Annotated in this window: 10 protein-coding genes and 3 pseudogenes; 7 read left to right on the top strand and 6 right to left on the bottom strand. The window is 52.6% G+C overall.

Translation table 11 applies throughout. The features are described from left to right. The first annotated feature begins 33 nt into the window (after positions 1–33). On the top strand, positions 34–2,625 hold the full coding sequence (locus tag AAFM46_RS10510; RefSeq protein WP_343317666.1) for a heparinase II/III family protein: 2,592 nt from the start codon (positions 34–36) through the stop codon (positions 2,623–2,625). 167 nt (positions 2,626–2,792) lie between these two features. On the opposite strand, the gene AAFM46_RS10505 is transcribed toward AAFM46_RS10510, so the two are convergent. Both AAFM46_RS10505 and AAFM46_RS10500 read right to left on the bottom strand, forming a co-directional pair. Next, entirely contained in the window at positions 2,793–3,320 is a 528-nt protein-coding gene (locus AAFM46_RS10505; protein ID WP_343317665.1) for a transposase, read from the bottom strand. After that, positions 3,298–3,696 carry a transposase gene (locus tag AAFM46_RS10500; RefSeq protein WP_343320431.1) on the bottom strand — a complete coding sequence of 133 codons (399 nt, stop codon included), beginning with the start codon at positions 3,694–3,696 and terminating at the stop codon, positions 3,298–3,300. The genes AAFM46_RS10505 and AAFM46_RS10500 overlap by 23 nt, the downstream gene beginning before the upstream one ends. 162 nt (positions 3,697–3,858) lie before the next feature. Here AAFM46_RS10500 and AAFM46_RS10495 point away from each other — a divergent pair, with 162 nt between their 5' ends. Next, a complete protein-coding gene (locus AAFM46_RS10495) occupies positions 3,859–4,098 on the top strand; it encodes a hypothetical protein (RefSeq protein ID WP_343317664.1) in 240 nt (79 codons plus the stop codon). On the opposite strand, the gene AAFM46_RS10490 is transcribed toward AAFM46_RS10495, so the two are convergent. Beyond that, positions 4,095–4,289, bottom strand: a complete 195-nt coding sequence (locus AAFM46_RS10490) for a hypothetical protein (RefSeq protein WP_343317663.1) — start codon at positions 4,287–4,289, stop codon at positions 4,095–4,097. The two genes, AAFM46_RS10495 and AAFM46_RS10490, sit on opposite strands and share 4 nt — an antisense overlap. Before the next feature lie 196 nt (positions 4,290–4,485). Between AAFM46_RS10490 and AAFM46_RS10485 the strand changes: the two are divergent. After that, positions 4,486–4,821 (top strand): annotated as a pseudogene (locus tag AAFM46_RS10485) (transposase); the annotation flags it as partial. 74 nt (positions 4,822–4,895) lie between these two features. Here AAFM46_RS10485 and AAFM46_RS10480 read toward each other — a convergent pair. Then, positions 4,896–6,105 (bottom strand): annotated as a pseudogene (locus AAFM46_RS10480) (ISL3 family transposase); the annotation flags it as partial. Positions 6,106–7,279: 1,174 nt separating this feature from the next. On the opposite strand from AAFM46_RS10480, the gene AAFM46_RS10475 reads away from it, so the two are divergent. The 4 genes and pseudogenes from AAFM46_RS10475 to AAFM46_RS10460 all read left to right on the top strand — a co-directional run bounded on the left by AAFM46_RS10475 (position 7,280) and on the right by AAFM46_RS10460 (position 14,337). Further along, a complete protein-coding gene (locus AAFM46_RS10475) occupies positions 7,280–7,756 on the top strand; it encodes a hypothetical protein (RefSeq protein ID WP_343317662.1) in 477 nt (158 codons plus the stop codon). Further along, positions 7,749–12,170, top strand: a complete 4,422-nt coding sequence (locus tag AAFM46_RS10470; protein WP_343317661.1) for a hypothetical protein — start codon at positions 7,749–7,751, stop codon at positions 12,168–12,170. The genes AAFM46_RS10475 and AAFM46_RS10470 overlap by 8 nt, the downstream gene beginning before the upstream one ends. An 882-nt stretch (positions 12,171–13,052) precedes the next feature. Then, positions 13,053–13,631 (top strand): reverse transcriptase domain-containing protein, encoded by a 579-nt coding sequence (locus tag AAFM46_RS10465; RefSeq protein WP_343317660.1) that lies wholly within the window; start codon positions 13,053–13,055, stop codon positions 13,629–13,631. Continuing rightward, positions 13,528–14,337 (top strand): annotated as a pseudogene (locus tag AAFM46_RS10460) (transposase). Before AAFM46_RS10465 ends, AAFM46_RS10460 begins: the two are co-directional and overlap by 104 nt. A gap of 79 nt (positions 14,338–14,416) precedes the next feature. Here the strand turns inward: AAFM46_RS10460 and AAFM46_RS10455 are convergent. Together AAFM46_RS10455 and AAFM46_RS10450 are read right to left on the bottom strand one after the other, a co-directional pair. Continuing rightward, on the bottom strand, positions 14,417–14,842 hold the full coding sequence (locus AAFM46_RS10455) for a transposase (RefSeq protein WP_343317659.1): 426 nt from the start codon (positions 14,840–14,842) through the stop codon (positions 14,417–14,419). Further along, positions 14,731–15,738, bottom strand: a complete 1,008-nt coding sequence (locus tag AAFM46_RS10450) for a transposase (protein WP_343317658.1) — start codon at positions 15,736–15,738, stop codon at positions 14,731–14,733. Before AAFM46_RS10450 ends, AAFM46_RS10455 begins: the two co-directional genes overlap by 112 nt. Between the last annotated feature and the right edge of the window lie 142 nt (positions 15,739–15,880).

The following is a 15,880-nucleotide window of genomic DNA, read 5'->3' as shown; positions in this document are numbered from 1 at the left end:
AGTCTTTCACGAGGACGAGTAACCGCTTACAGGATGAGTGCGTCCTTCGAACGTCCAGGCCATCCGGAAATTCCTTATAACGATGGGGAAATGTGGACGGACGAATCTGACCGTGCTCGGTCACGTTTCATGCACGGGTTCATATTTTTTAGTGATTGGTCCGAATCAATCCGCACTGATACGTCCGGCGGCTTGGCAGGCGCAGCTGCGGATATTATTCTTGAATGGTATTCACGCTATCCATCGCGACCTGCGGTGAATACTATGGCTTACCATGACGAGACAACTGCCCAGAGATTGATAAATCTTCTAAATGTGAGAGAAGCCGCACTTCCCTACTTGACGGATAAAAAGATTCTGCTCCTGCAAGGTATTATCGATGATACTGCAACTCTACTTGAGAGCGAAGATTTTCATTCGACGGGAAATAATCATGGAATGTTTCAAGATCTCGCTCTCATCAACTATTCCATACTCGGAACATGGCGCGATAACAGATGTAGAAACTCTCTGTTTAACTTGGGCGAAAGCCGAATAAAGGCATACTTCCTGGATTGTTTTACATCGGAAGGTGTTCATCGTGAAAATACTCCTACGTATCACCTTATGATTTGCCATCAACTAAAATCGCATCGAGATCTTCTTGAACTTATTTCCCATCCAGACGTCGAAATACTAACGTCGACACTCAACAGGGCCTCAATATTTGCGACGCATAGTGTTATGCCATCGGGAAAATTTCCGCCCGTCAGCGATACTACCCAAAAGAGTTTAGCCTGGTACGCCCAGAATTTATTTGATGATCCAGAGTTCGAATATGCCGCAACACGTGGACGTCGCGGCAGTGTCCCGTCGGACAGAGTGTTAGTTCTCCCTTCATCAGGTTATGCCATATATAGGTCTTCGTGGACGGAGAAGGGAGCTACCTTTGCGTACTTCCATGCTGCATACAACGCGGATTATCATAAGCACTCTGACGACTTGTCGTTCCTCTTGACAAGCCAAGGGGTGGACTTGCTGACCGAGGCCGGGCCTCACGGCTATAACTATAAGGATCCTCATACACTATTTGCTTACGGGCAATATGCCCACAATAATGTGGTGGTTAATGGCAAAAGTGTGCGTCGTACTGACACTCATGCAGATACGGTGCATTTGTTTGACAATGGCAGTGGAAAAGAAAGGCTATCAGTGACAGGAGTCACTGGCCGTCTACATGGTACCCGGCATAGTAGAAGTGTGAATATTTTTGAGGCTGAAGGTGAAACCCAGATTGATCTATTGGACGTTATAGAGTCCGAATTTGGCCAAAAATACGAACTTATTTGGAATCTGGGTCCTGACGTCGTTCCGGTAGTACATGGTCAAGGATTTGAACTGTTTCACGAAGGCGTGAAAATTATGGATGCGCTGATGGCTTCAGACATTCCTCTAAAAATTAGTTTGCACTGTGGGCAAACAAAACCTACTTATATCGGATGGCGATGCCCAACCTTTGGGGTTGCGGAACCGAATAATGCAATAGTTCTGTCCTTCGGAGGTAAAAGCGCTGAGATTCTAACAAAGTTTCGCCTTAAGTCGTTCAATTATACTAATCGAGGGCTTCTGGAAGTTGAACCTATTTGGGAGAAGTTTCAGGATAAGTGCAGTCTGAACTATTCGATGTCGCCTGCGACGACTTCAGAAGGGTCCCGATTGCTGGTTGTCGTATTCTCAGCTATAAGCGGTTTGGGTGACTTTACGTATAACTACCGTTCTTCGCTAAATTCTTGTCCTGCAAATATACTATATATTCTTGATGACTTTGGAGATCAGGGTGCATACTACTATTCTGACCACGGTGACAAATATATTTATGATGCTACACAGAATCTTATTGAGACAAAATTGGATGAGTTGGGTCTGACCGTTGATAATCTAGTCACTGTAGGATCATCTAAGGGCGGAACCGCGGCTTTGATTCACGGAATCACAGCAGGTGCCGCTAATGTTTTCGTTGGAGCGCCACAGATACTTATAGGAAGTTTCTTGGAAAAACCGCACCCAAATATTTTAGAATTTATGACTGGTGGAACTAGCTCCAAAGATATTGCTTTATTGGATTGTTTGGTATTTGATGTGGCCAACAAGGCCGAGAGGTTTCCAAATATCCATATCCTAGTTGGCGAACGCGATCACCACTACAAGAATCACGTTCTGCCTTTTGTGCGGCATATGGCAGCCAAAAGCCAGAGTGTAGATCTTGACGTGCGCCCCGGACTGCCCCATGCTGAAATTGGTCCTGTGTTCGGACGGGAACTTCAAAAATTTCTTTCAACTCATTTGCTAGAGAAAGCTTCCGATGAGAACTCGGAGGAAACTGGCAAGGTATCTTCGGCGCAAATCAGTTCGTCTGGCAGCAACTCGTCCATTAGCCTTACAGTAAATAGTTTCGGGGGGGAAGAGGTTTCCTTTAAGCTGTATCTCGAAAGTGAAGTGGTCAATACGGTGCCCTATGGCGTCTTTCGCAGATACTCTTGGAGTAATTTACCGGCGGGTAGATATAGAGTACGTGTTTTTTTGAGAAAAACCCATGATCGCTCTTCGAGGGATGCATTTACCACTCGCTGGGTTTTATTGAAATGATGCCGGCTACTTGAGTGTGTGTCAAGGGCCCGACGAGACTCATCTAAAGTGCTCGCGAAATGGGGTGCGTGCCTCATTTGAGAAGTGCTCGCGAAATCTCTGGTGCATGCTTGGGTGCTTTGGTGGCTCTCCGTGGTTCGTGGGGATTCGGATTCCCGGGCTGAGTGTCATGCCGTTGTTCGGGCGGCACTTCTCAAGAGAATAACTGATGTGTAGTTGTTGGGGTTGCGGTAGCCACGTGCCGTTCGTTTGATGTGTTTGATAGAGGTGTTGTTCGCTTCGATTTTTCCGGTAGTGGCGCCGGTGACGATGAGGACCTCGATCTCTTTCCACCACCGGCAAATGGTCCGCCAAACCCTGGTCGTCTCCGGTTGCTTCGATGCTTGCACCAACTCTTCGAGGCGGTCTTTGGCCAGCTCGGCATCTTCTAAGGAAGCAGTTCGCAACAAGACCCGCACTTGTTCTTTGACTTCCCACGCTGCTTTGAGTTTCCCGGTCGGATCGTCCGTGGTGAAGACTGTCTCCAACCGGGCCCGGGCATTCTCTGAAAGGGTGTCACCAGCTCGTAGAAGCAGCCTTCGGTGTGCCCAGGCCCAGGACTCCGGACACGGTCTGGTGACGGGTTTGGGGGCTCTTGGTGGTTCGTGGGGATTCGGATTCCCGGGCTGAGTGTCATGCCATCGTCCGGGCGGCACTTCTCAAGAGAATAACTGATCTGTAGTTGTTTCGGTTGCGGTGGCCGCGGGCGGTGCGTTTGATGTGCTTGATGGAGGTGTTGTTCGCTTCGACTTTTCCGGTAGTGGCGCCGGTGACGATGAGGACCTCGATCTCTTTCCACCACCGGCAAATGGTCCGCCAAAGCGGGTAGCACCCTCGGCCCGGGCTTCTCCGGCCAACGCCCGCAGCACAGCATCGACCAGGATCGTTTCGAGGCCATAGAAGCCATCCGGCAATGAACCGTAAGTGGCTTTGGCGCTGCTGAGCAGGCCGGTAGTTTCCAGTGCCGGGAAGGCCAGGAACAGTCCGGCATGGCGAACATGGGCGGCCGGGGCGAACACCGGTGCCGCGCATTCGGCGAACACCGGTGCCGCGCATTCAAAGAGCCCGGCCCGTGCTGGTGCCCGCTCCCCGTTGCGGGCCACCGGGGCCTGCAACACAGGCTGTTGCGCTGCTTCAAGGGGCACTACAGAATCGTGGGTAAATTCAGTTGCCGGTGTTTCCGTCAGGGTGGCCATGTCGCGACGGACCGTATCGGTGGAAACCCCGGTAGCTTCGGCGGTCGCCCGCAAGCTCGCACCGCCGGCACGAACAGCACGAATCTGCGCTGCCTTGGCTTCCGTGAGCAGGGAGGGGCGTTTGGGTCCCTTCTTCACCGGCGCCAGCCCCTTCAGGCCAGTACCTTCAAGGGACTTGCGCCAGCGCCGCAACGACTCCGTGTTGACGCCGAAAGCTGCGGCGACCTCGTTGACCTAGGCGGCACCGGTATCGACTAGTTGGGAGGCCGCCAGCCGGCGCAGACCGTCTTGGCCCGCACCCCACACATAAGCCAACTGCCCGTTAATGAAGACCTTGCCACCAGTGGCGTTTTCCAGCAGGGCCGCACGCTCGCCCATGAGCACAGCGCCGAGGTCCGGCAGCACGGGAAGGGCGGTTTGGGTAGTCATTGAAACCATTGTTTCACCCACCCACGCAGGAAATCATCACGCCCTTATTATCTCACAGTGAGTATGGAATTATCAGCCCGAGCCAAAGTAAGAACCTCGGTAATTCAACAAACTACGAAAGTCGCATCCTCACCATGTCCGGAGTCCGGAGTCCTGGGTCCTGGATGCTTTCCATGTGGTGAAACTTGCCTCCGCGATGGTTGATGACGTTCGCCGCCGGGTTCAGCAAGACACACTCGGCCACCGTGGCCGCAAAGTCGATCCGCTGTTTGAAATTCGCCGTCCCCTGCAGATCGGGGCTGGGCATCTCAGTGAGAAGCAGGTAGCCCGGCTGAACGCGAAGCTTGAAGCCGGGGACCCGAACCACTAGGTCACGCTCGCTTGGCAGTGCTACCAGCAAGTCCGGGCCGTCTACCACGCAGCCCCGGAACGCGGGCGCGAACTCGTGGCCAAAGCTCTGGCGTCTTTCCCGTCGTGCTCGATTCCGGAAGTTGCTCGGCTCGGACAGACTTTGAAGTCCTGGCGGCAAGAAATACTCGCCTACTTCAAAACTCAGGGCGCTTCCAATGGCCCAACGGAGGCCGTGCAATGCCGATGTCGGCATTGGATTGCATCAGTAGCACCGTTTGAGGTCCCTGGGCGGTCGAAGTACGCGAGGATATCGATTGCCCTACGTTTGAGTGTTCCGCCCATCTTTTTCAGTTCTTTCAGTGCGGCAGGAACCCCGGTACTGAGGGAGTCAATGAGGGCTTGCATCAGCTTCTTACCGTGGGCCCGGTCTTTCTCCCGGTAAGCGGCGATCATGCGCTGATAGACGCCCCACGTCGCTTCGACCATGATGTGTTTATCCTCAGCGAACAGGTCAGTGATTCGCTTTTGTTGTTTCTCGGTCAGTAGCCCGTCACCGGTATGCAGCGTCAGCCGGGCTTTGTAGAGCGGATCTCCGGCCCGTCCCCGGTGCCCGCACGTGGTTCGCTGTACACGGCGCCGGCAGTCATCGAGCGCATCGCTGGCAAGCCGGACGACATGGAACAGATCCATCACCGCAACAGCGGCGGGGGAGTTCCTCGGCTGCGGCACTTTTGAACCCGGAGAATCCGTCCATGGCCACGACTTCCACCTCGTCCCGCCATGCTTGGGAGCGTTGTTTCAGCCAGGTAGCGAAGACCTGTTTGGAGCGGCCCTCCACCATGTCCAGCAGCCTGGACGGGCCGATCTTATCCCTTACCGAGGTGAGGTCGATGATCACGGTGACGTATTTGTCTCCATGTCGGGAGTCGCGCCAGACGTGCTCATCAACACCGAAGATCTTTACCCCGTCGAAGCGTATGGGGTCATTGATCAGCACCCGCCACCCTTCGACCAAAACAGCTTTGTTTGCGGTATTCCAAGACACTCCCAGCCCCTCTGCGACGCGGGCAACGGTGAGGTGCTGACAGACGGTGCCTTCCAACGCCCACACCAGGCGACGGCGGGAAAGCTTCGATCTGGGTTCAGCCGCCTGGGAAGTGTCTTGCCGCCAGACATGACCACACCCGGCACACCGATAACGGCGGACCCGAACCAACAAAGTCGTAGGCCGCCAGCCGAAAGGTTCATGGCCGAGTTCCCGCGTCAATGTGTCCCGCAAGATACCTTCGGAGCCACACTTTCGGCACCATTGATCCGTGGCCACCACACGACAGGCAATCACGGCACGATCGGCAGCAAGGAATTGCCCGGTCGCCTCCAAGCCAAGCCCGTCAGCGCGGCAGAAAGTAGTCAGGTCAGGGCATTGGAAGGTAGCGTTGAATACGAGGGCCTTGCTGTAGACAATCTGATTCTCTACCAAGGCCCTCACCTACGCCCAAACGAGATCCCCGCCCCAGAAATCACGCGCGCCAGACCTGACTACACTCTGGATTCGGAAGAGCCCGTAAATCGCAGAAGCGTACGTCGCACCGACGACCGGGCTGACACCTTTAAAATGCGTGTCGGTAAGGAGAGTGACAACCTGCTCTCGGTTGTTGGAACCAAGGAGAAGCTCCACAAAACGAAACTTCGTAGGACTGTCAACATCAACGACGTAGACGGTGAATCAGTGATTGATGTGTCCGACGTCATCGAAGCAGAGATTGCAAGCCATTTCGGCATAGACTGGAATCTTGGGACTGACGTTGTGCCGACTGTTATCGTTCTCTCCTTCGACCGTGTTCGGGCAAATGTTGCAACCAAATTTCTCTCGAGATCTTTCAGCTACGCAGATCGCACTCTACCTAGAACGGATCCTTCGGCCAGCATTTCTTATTTAAATGAAGAATCAGCCATATCGATCAAGTTAAGTATCACTGGATCATATGACGTCTCACTGAGACTATATAGAGGTATTAAAATAATAGACCGCATCCCTGATTCTAAATATGCAGAATATCATTGGAAACTTTTGGGGGCAGGTCGTTACCGCGTCCGTGTCCTTTTACGGAAGATGGATGACCGTGCGTGCCGGCGCGCACTTACGACGCGATGGGTATGGGTAGGCGGACTGCAATGATAAACAGGTCTTGTAAATCTGTCTTTATTTACAAGTGTTCCAATCAGTCATGATGAGGATTTACTTACCGACGAAAGTCTGGCATAGGAAAATTGCGAATTATCAGAAACCGCTTGAGAATAACTATAGTAAGTCTGCGATAGGTAAATTTGTTTCTTTCAAACATTGCATATAGGGGAAGAATTACGACAACTACAGAGGGTAATGTTTTGAAAGTATTCGACAAGAGAAGCTAGCCGTCCAGTGTTGGTTTATCGAAGTCCTCGACTGCCGAGCATCATGTGTATCCTGTGTGTCTCAACTGAAATGGATAGAATTACTTGACGACGCTAATTGCATTCACATAACACATAAAACATAATAGATATTGCATATTTGCATTATCCGAAGGAAAGGTTACCAATTAATGAACACTCAGGTTGGTAGGTCCTCTACCCCATTGCCCCCGAACCTTACGAAAATGAATTTCACAGAATTGACTGGAGTTAGGCCAGTGACAACGGCGATAGCATACCCGAATGATATTGTTGGCATTATTGCTAGCGAGGTTTTATCTGCTGAAATAGCACGGTACTACCTTACAGTTCCGTTGTATCCGGACACGTTGGTTAGTACTATTGATAAATTTCGCCCGACTTTCATCGTTGTCGAACGTGCGGCACTCTATGATGGCAGCTGGTTTGGAGTCGAATCCGAATCCGGAGGACTTCTTATCGAAGAAATTCTTCGAATCGAGAAGTGGTCCACAAAGCATGGGCGAACATTTATCTATATCGATAATGACTGGCCAGATCAGAACTACTCGCATGAGATAAGAAATTCAGCACATGTACGGTTTCCGTCACAGGAGTTCTGGCTTGCGATGCCTGAACAGCCGCGCCGAAGAAAAATCTTTCACGTGGCGAGCGACTACAGCGAAAGGACAAACAATGATTAGCAAAATTGTTCACGAACAGTCAAAGGATCTCATTCTCCTTGCAGGATCGGAGAATTTTGATGACGCGTCGGGGAGGAACGACGCCCTTGTCCGCGGGATGCTCGCAGAGGACACTGGGATTGCGACTCTCATCCCTCATAAAATTACAAACCTATATGAGGAGGATGGACTCGAAAGCCGGGTGGTGGGTATTGAACTGGACATGTCCGGGCAGATCCAAACCGAGATCTACGCCGCGCAGGCAGTCAAACGTCTGGATAATGGCCTGGCCGAATATATTTTTGCACATGGACTGAGCCTGTCAAAATGCATCGCGGCGGATCCCAAGGCTGAAGGGAAATTGATATCTTGGTTCTCCAAAAATGATCTAATGTCGGACTTAGATGATTCTGATGCTGCCCGCAAGGCAATTCATTTGACTCTTGACGCGTCTTGTCTGGTGATCGTCGATGACGAGTTCTCTAGAGTCGCGCTGATTCAACTTGTTCCCGAATTTGCGACGAAAATCCTCATTTTATGTACGTCAAGCAATGCTGGGTCACCATCTCCAGTGAATTCCGTGACTCCTCGTCAAATTGTGTCTTTCGTTAGAGCCCGACATAGAGTCTTAATTTTCGATGATTTGGTGGCGTCTACCGCACCTGGTATCCGGGGAGATGCGAACCCAACGCATGCTGCGAGCCCGGTCGACTTTTACTCCAGTGCGTACGAAATGGGGTCTCGGGATGTTCAAATCATCCGGCTGACAGCAAATGGACTTGAAGTCCATGATGGGCTTGATATTCGGCGAAACAATTGCATAACCATAAGTCCACAAATTGTGGAACGCCATTTGATAGATGGAGTACTGGCTCCACGTTACGCTGGCTGGTATCTTGCAGTCGCGGCTCGAAGTCTTGGTTGTAACATCGTTCTACCAGCGGATATTGAAACCGTAAAAAGTGCGGCAACGAATTCGTTTTTACGCAAACGTGTTTGGCCCACTTTGACTGCTGTTGACTGGAGTGATGCGAAGAGGAAACTCTTTCATAAAGAAGCAGAACTTTTCGCTAAAATACGCCGAATCGTTGTTCCCTCTGAGGGCATACGGTCAATCCTTGAGACTAGAATTCCAGAGATAACTGGGAAGACTGTTGTCCTTCCGTGGTTGGATTTGGACGGCGTGTTAGTAGGTTGCGAGTCCATGGCGGAAAAGTTGGCTGAATTAGCAGATCATGCTTCTGTGGGTCATTTCACCCCAAACGGAGACGAGCCGACAAAGAAAATTCTTTTTGTTGGACATGATTTTAAATTTGCAGGTGATCTAATCGATCAACTATCTGTCCGAGGTGAGCATGAGGTTCGCATTGAAAAATGGGTTCAACAGAACGTACAGGACGTGTCTGTTAGTCAAGCTAATGCGGATTGGGCCGACATTGTGGTCTGCGAATTCGCATCTCATAATTCGGTATGGTACTCGTGGGAGAAGCGACCTGGACAGAAATTAATCATTCATTTTCATGGATATGAGTTGTTTTCTGATTGGATCAGGGACATTAATATTAGCAATGTTGACGGTTTTGTGTTTGTGTCTGCGTTTTACCGATCCAAAGTTATTGCCGAATTGAATTGGCAAGAGGCAAACTCTTTTGTTATTCCGAATATGATCGATTCTTACGATCTTGCTCGTGAAAAGTTATCGGATGCCCGTTTCCATATTGGGATAGCTGGTATAGTTCCAGTTCTCAAACGCCCTGATCGGGCTCTCGATCTATTGGAAGCTCTATTGGAGGACGATAGTAGATACACGCTTCACATTCGAGGACGTAATCCTTGGGATTATAGCTGGATGTGGAAGGACGAGTCTGTTCGAGATTCATATGAGGCCTTCTATGAGCGATTGGTCATGAACCCGCGCCTGCGGTCGAGAGTTTCTTTCGATGGTTTTGGTCCAGACATGGGGCGCTGGTTTCAGAAGATAGGTTGGATGCTGTCGCCCAGTACACGAGAAACGTTCCATTTGGCACCGATAGAGGGTATGGCTTCCGGCGCAATACCGGTTGTTTGGGAACGCGAAGGTGCATCTGAAATATTTGATTCTAAATGGATACACGAAGACACCGCTAAAGCAGCGCATTTCATCCGTCGAATAAATAGTGACCCTCAATCCTTCCGACTTGCTCAAGTGGATGTCAAAACTGCCGTTATGGTGTACGGTATCGATTCTGTTTCCAAGAAATGGACTGATTTGATCTTTGACACCAGCGTCCAATACGATCGTGAGCCGTCAAAGATGATATCTTCCGAACGAGTGGAGGCACTATTTTCAAGGCGCCCTGATGTCACTCGTTTCGGTTGGCTAATTCGCACACTAATTCGTGACGGAAGGGAGTCACGTGTTGAACAGCTGATTGACGAAAATCCGCGCCTGTTTGATGCTCTTCCGTATGAGACGTTTGGAGCTTTTATTATGGAGCGCGGGCTGATTCGTGTTATTCGTTCAGCTTCGGCCATTCCGAAACGGAACTACGGGTCGGTATATCTCACTATCCACAATTCAGTCCTTGAAGTATTGGATTCGGATACATCACATACCGAAAAAGAATCGCGTCCTGACTGGATAAAATGTCTTTTGTCCTCGGCTCAGATCATGAATGAAAGAGTATTGGGGGCCCAATCTGAAAGTCAGCAGGTGTCTGGGAAAATCGGGGTGGAAGCTTCGGTCCTTGTCGCAGCCGATCAGATTGTTCGAGATGCCCGTGTCAGCCGACCGGCGCTTGTCGTTGGGAGTGGTAGCGCGTGGGCGTGCGTTTCGGGACTAATAGCGGCGCGTCGAGTTGGCGTGCCTTTTGTCCTAGATCTGGCCAGTTTGGGTGGAAATGTTTCCGAGGACGTTGCAGAGGGTTTACGTGAAGAATCTGACCTTGTACTTACGACAGAGCAACAAGAGATTGACATAGCGCAGGTTTGCGCTAGTTATGATGGTTTTGTGGAGCGAACTGGCCAAAGGAAATTGGCGAATCTGCGTATTGGTTTGATTGCTGATCAGTTTACTACCCGCACTGTATCAGAATCGTTTGTGGCGATACCGCTTCGTCGCAATGATGGTTACTTGCAGGTGGCAGCTGAGAACTTGGATGCAATATTTATTGAGTCGGCGTGGGAAGGGCCAAACGATGAGTGGCGCCGTGGAGTGGCTTATCATCCGGATCGAATTGCTGATCTTAAGCGGATTGTCGACGTAGCCCGTCTTAAAAATATTCCTTTGATTTTCTGGAATAAGGAGGATCCTGTCCATTTCCATAATTTCAAGGGAACGGCCGCTCTTATGGACTTCGTATTTACGACGGACAGTGATCGTGTTTCAGATTATCTCCGAATCTCAGAGAGCAATATTCGCGCAGCTGCTTCGCTGCCTTTTTACGCTCAGCCGATTATTCACAACCCTCTGAACCACGATCGGCCCTATGACCACTCAGTAGCTTACGCTGGGACATATTACGGTGACAGGTTTAAGGAGAGGTCAGTAGAATTGCACCAGATTCTTGAGGCCGCTGCCGTGCACGGCCTGACTATATACGACAGGCAAGTGAATGTTCCGGACTCCCCGTATCGTTTTCCAGCAGAGTTGGCAAAGTTCGTGCGTGAAGGAGTTCCTTACGATGAAGTCCTCAAGGTTTACAAAGCCCATCCGGTGTCTATCAATGTAAATTCGGCTCGTGACTCACCGACAATGTTCTCACGTCGAGTTGTCGAAGTTGCCGCCTCAGGCGGCGTTGTGTTGAGCGGGAAGGGGCAGGGCATCACTCAGCAAATCGGCGAGATCCTAGCCACAGATGATCCTGCGATATGGCGATCGAAACTAAGCCTTTGGATGTCAGACGAAGGCGCTCGAATCCGTGAAGCATGGTCTCAACTTCGGTGTATTGCACGGTCACACCTGGCCGACCAAGCGTTAACGTTGATGTTTCGTACGGCAGGTATACCTGTTTCGTATGTGGGACTTCCGTCCTATGCGATTGAAGTCCAAGTTCTTTCAGAGTCGATGGTAAGGGGGATGTTGTCGCAGACGTGGCTTCCTAGCGCTGCCATAGTGGGGTCGGATTCGCCCGCAAGCTTAATTGAGAAACTCCGAAAAGCACGAATCCAAGTTGTTCAGCACCGGGCAGATCTAGATCCTTCTGTAGAGTGGGTTGCACATGGGGTGCCGGATGAGGCTCCAACCTATTTCGAGGATGTCTTGCACGCCCATCGCTTCGGGATGTGGGCTGTCATTAAAGCCATTACTTGGGACGAATCGATGGGTAGGGGCGTGGCGTTGGCCACTACCAGTGATCGGGGTGAAGGTGATTTCCCGGTAATTGAACGTCTGTTCACCGATGTGCGGGACGCCGGAAAGGTTCTGTGGTGGGTCTTGGCGCCGACATTGGAATAGGTATCGACGCGGTGCCAGGTGCCCATGACTCCGGACTGTGACGACGGCCTAACCGGCTCTTGGTGGTTGGTGGGGGTTTGAGTTCTTGATTTAGCTATGCAAAGGGCCCGTGGGCCTGTTGGGATGAGTGTGTCTAAGCGTTCAACCTGGAACAGGACCACGAGCCTTGAACGAGCCTACCTTTTTGGCAGCCGACGCTGCCACCACTCTTTTCAATCTGCCTGACTACCGTGTCATCTCAACTGAGGTGTACTACTGATGTGGGACGTGCGCCACGAGGCGCTTGTTGTTCGAATGGAGGTGTGAGACCTCGGTCTGCTGGCACTCGTAGGTGCTGGTTGAAGCTGACGGCAGCCGGGCCCATGGATTGATGGGTGAGGTGGGAGCAGCCGTGACAAAGTCGGAACGGTCCGGGATTCCATGACGGGCTGGGTCTGGTGAGCGAGGCGGGAAGGTATACGTAAGGAACCGGTGTTGTTAAACCTCTTCAATCAGTGCCTGCTCTAAATCAAGGAAATTTGGGCAGGGGTGCGGTGCGTACCCGTTCTCTTCCGCAGGTAGTGGGGTGGCGGGGAACTTTTGGTCCGGTTTGTCTCGTTGGGGCCAGGAAATCATGGTGAAGGTCTACGGCGTAGCCGTGATGATGCCGCAGGGGTATAGCCGGGTGCCTAACTCGCTGATCGAATGCAAGTGAACGTGGGAACCGGAAGCGTCTCGTTCCGTGCCGCTGTGTTTTGGTGGGGCGGATAGACACTTTGCCTGTTGAAGGGCGTTTCTGGGGCGGAGCCGCCGTAGTAGTCCGAGGCCGGGAAAGCCGGTCACATGGCCAAGGGCGGCAGTGTGTCAGGGAGTGGAATCGTGTAAAGGGTTGGAGGTTCACTGGTGAATGTCGGTGAGGACCCTCGTGCTCGCAGTGATGTGGCGCGGGTGAAAGTACAACGGATGCAGGTAAAGCTACATCGGTGGGCCGGGAGTGATCCCGGTAAGAAGTTCAATGATCTGTTCAACCTTGTCTGTGACCCCGATTTTCTTCTGGTTGCGTGGGAACGCGTGGCCAGTAATCGTGGTGCACAGACGCCCGGGATTGATCAGGTAACGAAAGAAACCATCAGTTTCTGGGTGGGGGCAGAGGAATTCATTGATCACATCCGCGGCCTGTTGAGGACGGATTCGTTTCGGCCGCAACCAGTGCGGCGGGTGGAGATCCCTAAGGTTAGTGGGAAGATCAGGCAACTGGGCATTCCGACATTGGCTGACAGGGTGGTGCAGGCGTCGTTGAAGCTGGTGCTGGAACCGATATTCGAAGCGGATTTCCAACCGTCTTCGTATGGGTTCAGACCGAATCGGCGGGCACAGGATGCTATCGCAGACATTCACCATTACACATCTCATGGGTATGAGACGGTGCTCGAGGCAGACATCAAGGCGTGTTTCGATCGCATCGATCACACCGCTCGTTGACCTCGATACCGGGCAAGTCCTTGGCGTTGTCGATGGCCGTGATCATGTGGGCGTTGGTGCGTGGTTGATTCAACGTCCCTTGGAATGGCGTCTGGGAGTGCACGTTGTAGCCATTGACCCGTCAGTAGCCTTTAGAAAAGCGCTGCGGATGTGGCTGCCCCGAACCGCGTTAGCGGTGGATCACTTCCACCTTGTCTCCCTAGCGAACCAAGCCATGACCGAGGTCCGACAGCAGCTCTCCCATCAGGTTCATGGCCGGCGAGGACGGGCAGTTGATCCGGCCTGGGCGCACCGCATGCTGCTCCTACGCGCCGGCGACACCCTCTCAGAGAATGCCCGTGCCAGGTTGGAGAACCTCTTCGCCAAGGACGATCCGACCGGGAAACTCAAAGCCGCGTGGGAAGTGAAAGAACAACTCAGGGTCTTACTGCGCACCGGTTCACTGGAGGACGCCGAGCTAGCAAAGAAGCATCTCGAGACGCTCGTTCAAGCATCGAAGCAACCGGAGACGACCAGGCTCTGGCGAACCATTTGCCGGTGGTGGAACGAAACCGAGGTCCTCATCGTCACTGGCGCCACCACCGGATAAGTCGAAGCAAACAACACAGCCATCAAACACATCAAACGCACCGCCCGCGGCTACCGCAACCCAAACAACTACACGTCAGTTATTCTCTTGAGAAGTGCCGCACGGACGACGGCATAATACTTACCCCGGGAATCCAAATCCCCACGAACCACGAAGAGCCCTGAAACCGGCTCTCCGCGTTTCGTGGTGAATTCCCTTATTGCAATGGAAAGTTCACCGCTGTTCTGGCGGCGCTTCTGAGCATAATGCGTGTTGTGTAGTTGGTGCTATTGACGAAGCCGCGGCCTGTCCTTTTGATGTGTTTGATGCTGGTGTTGTTTGCTTCTACTTTCCCTGTGGTGGCGCCGGTGACGATGAGGACTTCAATCTCTGTCCACCACCGGCAAAGCGTCCGCCACAGCCTGGTCGTCTCAGGTTGGTCGGATTCCTTCACCAGCCGCTCGAGGTCTTCCTTGGCTAGTTCGGCGTCTTCCAACGAGCCGGTGCGCAGCAGTGTTCGTACTTGTTCTTTCACGTCCCAGGCTGCCTTGAGTTTCCCGGTGGGGTCATCCGTTGCGAAGACTTTCTCCAGCCTTGCCTTGGCTGCTTCCGACAGTGAATCAGCGCCCCGCAGGAGCAACATCCGGTGTGCCCAGGCCGGATCCACGGCCCGGCCACGACGCCCCCGCGCCTGTGAGAAAGGTGTTGGCGTACCTCTGTCAGTGCCTGATTTGTTAGTTGGATGAGGTGGAAGTGATCAACGGAGACGGCGGTGCGGGGCAGCCACATCCGCAAGGCTTTGCGGAATGCTGCTGAGGGATCGATAGCTACAACTTGAACGCCGAGCCGCCACTCCAGGGGGCGCTTGATCAGCCATGCTCCGACTCCGGTGTGGTCCCTGCCGTCAACAACACCCAGGATCTGCCCGGTATCTAGGTCAACGATCGTTGTCATCCACGGTTCGATCCGCTGCCACGTATTGGTCTCGGTGTTTTTGAAGAAGCGCACGGACCGGAAGCGGTGTTCATCGATCCCGAGCATTCGTGGTCGGAGGAGATCAACGTTGGGTAGTTTCGTTGCCGCCATGGTCAAGGCTTTTTGCACAAGCCACCATGAGACGCCATGGGCGATGGCTGTTTCTGTCGCTGCCCGCCCGGAAGAGACCACCGCATCAACGAGTGCGCCATGGAGCCGGCGGGTAGAGCGAGCCCTGGCTGGAACCTGGGCAGTGGCCTCAGAAAAGGTCTTTCGCTCGCACACTGACTCATCGCAAAAGTAGCGGCGCTTGCGCCAGAGTACCTCGACCGGGCCAGCGATGGGGATGTCCCGGACTCGCTGCCAGCGTCTGGAATGGCACCGAGTACCGATCACCCCGCACCCGGGGCAGCCTGACTCGACGGTACTTTCAACATGAACGCGGCGTTGCCCATAATCAAGGATCTGAGTCTCAAGAACCCGGTAATCCTTGAGGTTGAAGATCGTGGTGGCAGCATCAGGGTGCGGCAAAGTAAGCGCGTTCAAGGCTCGTAGTCCTGTCATCGATGAATGCGTCAGAACATCCATCACAACAGGGCTACGAGCCACCTTTGTTCAAGGACACGAAACCAGATTTCACCACGAACCACGGAGAGCCCTGAAACCAGACCGACAGCGAGTCAAGCCGCTACCGGCCCAACACCCA

This window comes from Arthrobacter sp. TMP15, assembly GCF_039529835.1.
GTDB lineage: Bacteria > Actinomycetota > Actinomycetes > Actinomycetales > Micrococcaceae > Specibacter.
Note: the sequence above shows the minus strand (reverse complement) of the source record. Positions and strands in the feature narration are given on the sequence as shown.

Bases quoted from the DNA above. Each gene is read 5' to 3' on its own strand.
- AAFM46_RS10475 (WP_343317662.1), top strand. From the start codon at position 7,280: ATGAATTTCACAGAATTGACTGGAGTTAGGCCAGTGACAACGGCGATA.
- AAFM46_RS10450 (WP_343317658.1), bottom strand. From the start codon at position 15,738: ATGACAGGACTACGAGCCTTGAACGCGCTTACTTTGCCGCACCCTGAT.
- AAFM46_RS10490 (WP_343317663.1), bottom strand. From the start codon at position 4,289: ATGACTACCCAAACCGCCCTTCCCGTGCTGCCGGACCTCGGCGCTGTG.
- AAFM46_RS10495 (WP_343317664.1), top strand. From the start codon at position 3,859: ATGTCGCGACGGACCGTATCGGTGGAAACCCCGGTAGCTTCGGCGGTC.
- AAFM46_RS10470 (WP_343317661.1), top strand. From the start codon at position 7,749: ATGATTAGCAAAATTGTTCACGAACAGTCAAAGGATCTCATTCTCCTT.
- AAFM46_RS10500 (WP_343320431.1), bottom strand. From the start codon at position 3,696: ATGCGCGGCACCGGTGTTCGCCCCGGCCGCCCATGTTCGCCATGCCGG.
- AAFM46_RS10455 (WP_343317659.1), bottom strand. From the start codon at position 14,842: ATGTTGCTCCTGCGGGGCGCTGATTCACTGTCGGAAGCAGCCAAGGCA.
- AAFM46_RS10510 (WP_343317666.1), top strand. From the start codon at position 34: ATGAGTGCGTCCTTCGAACGTCCAGGCCATCCGGAAATTCCTTATAAC.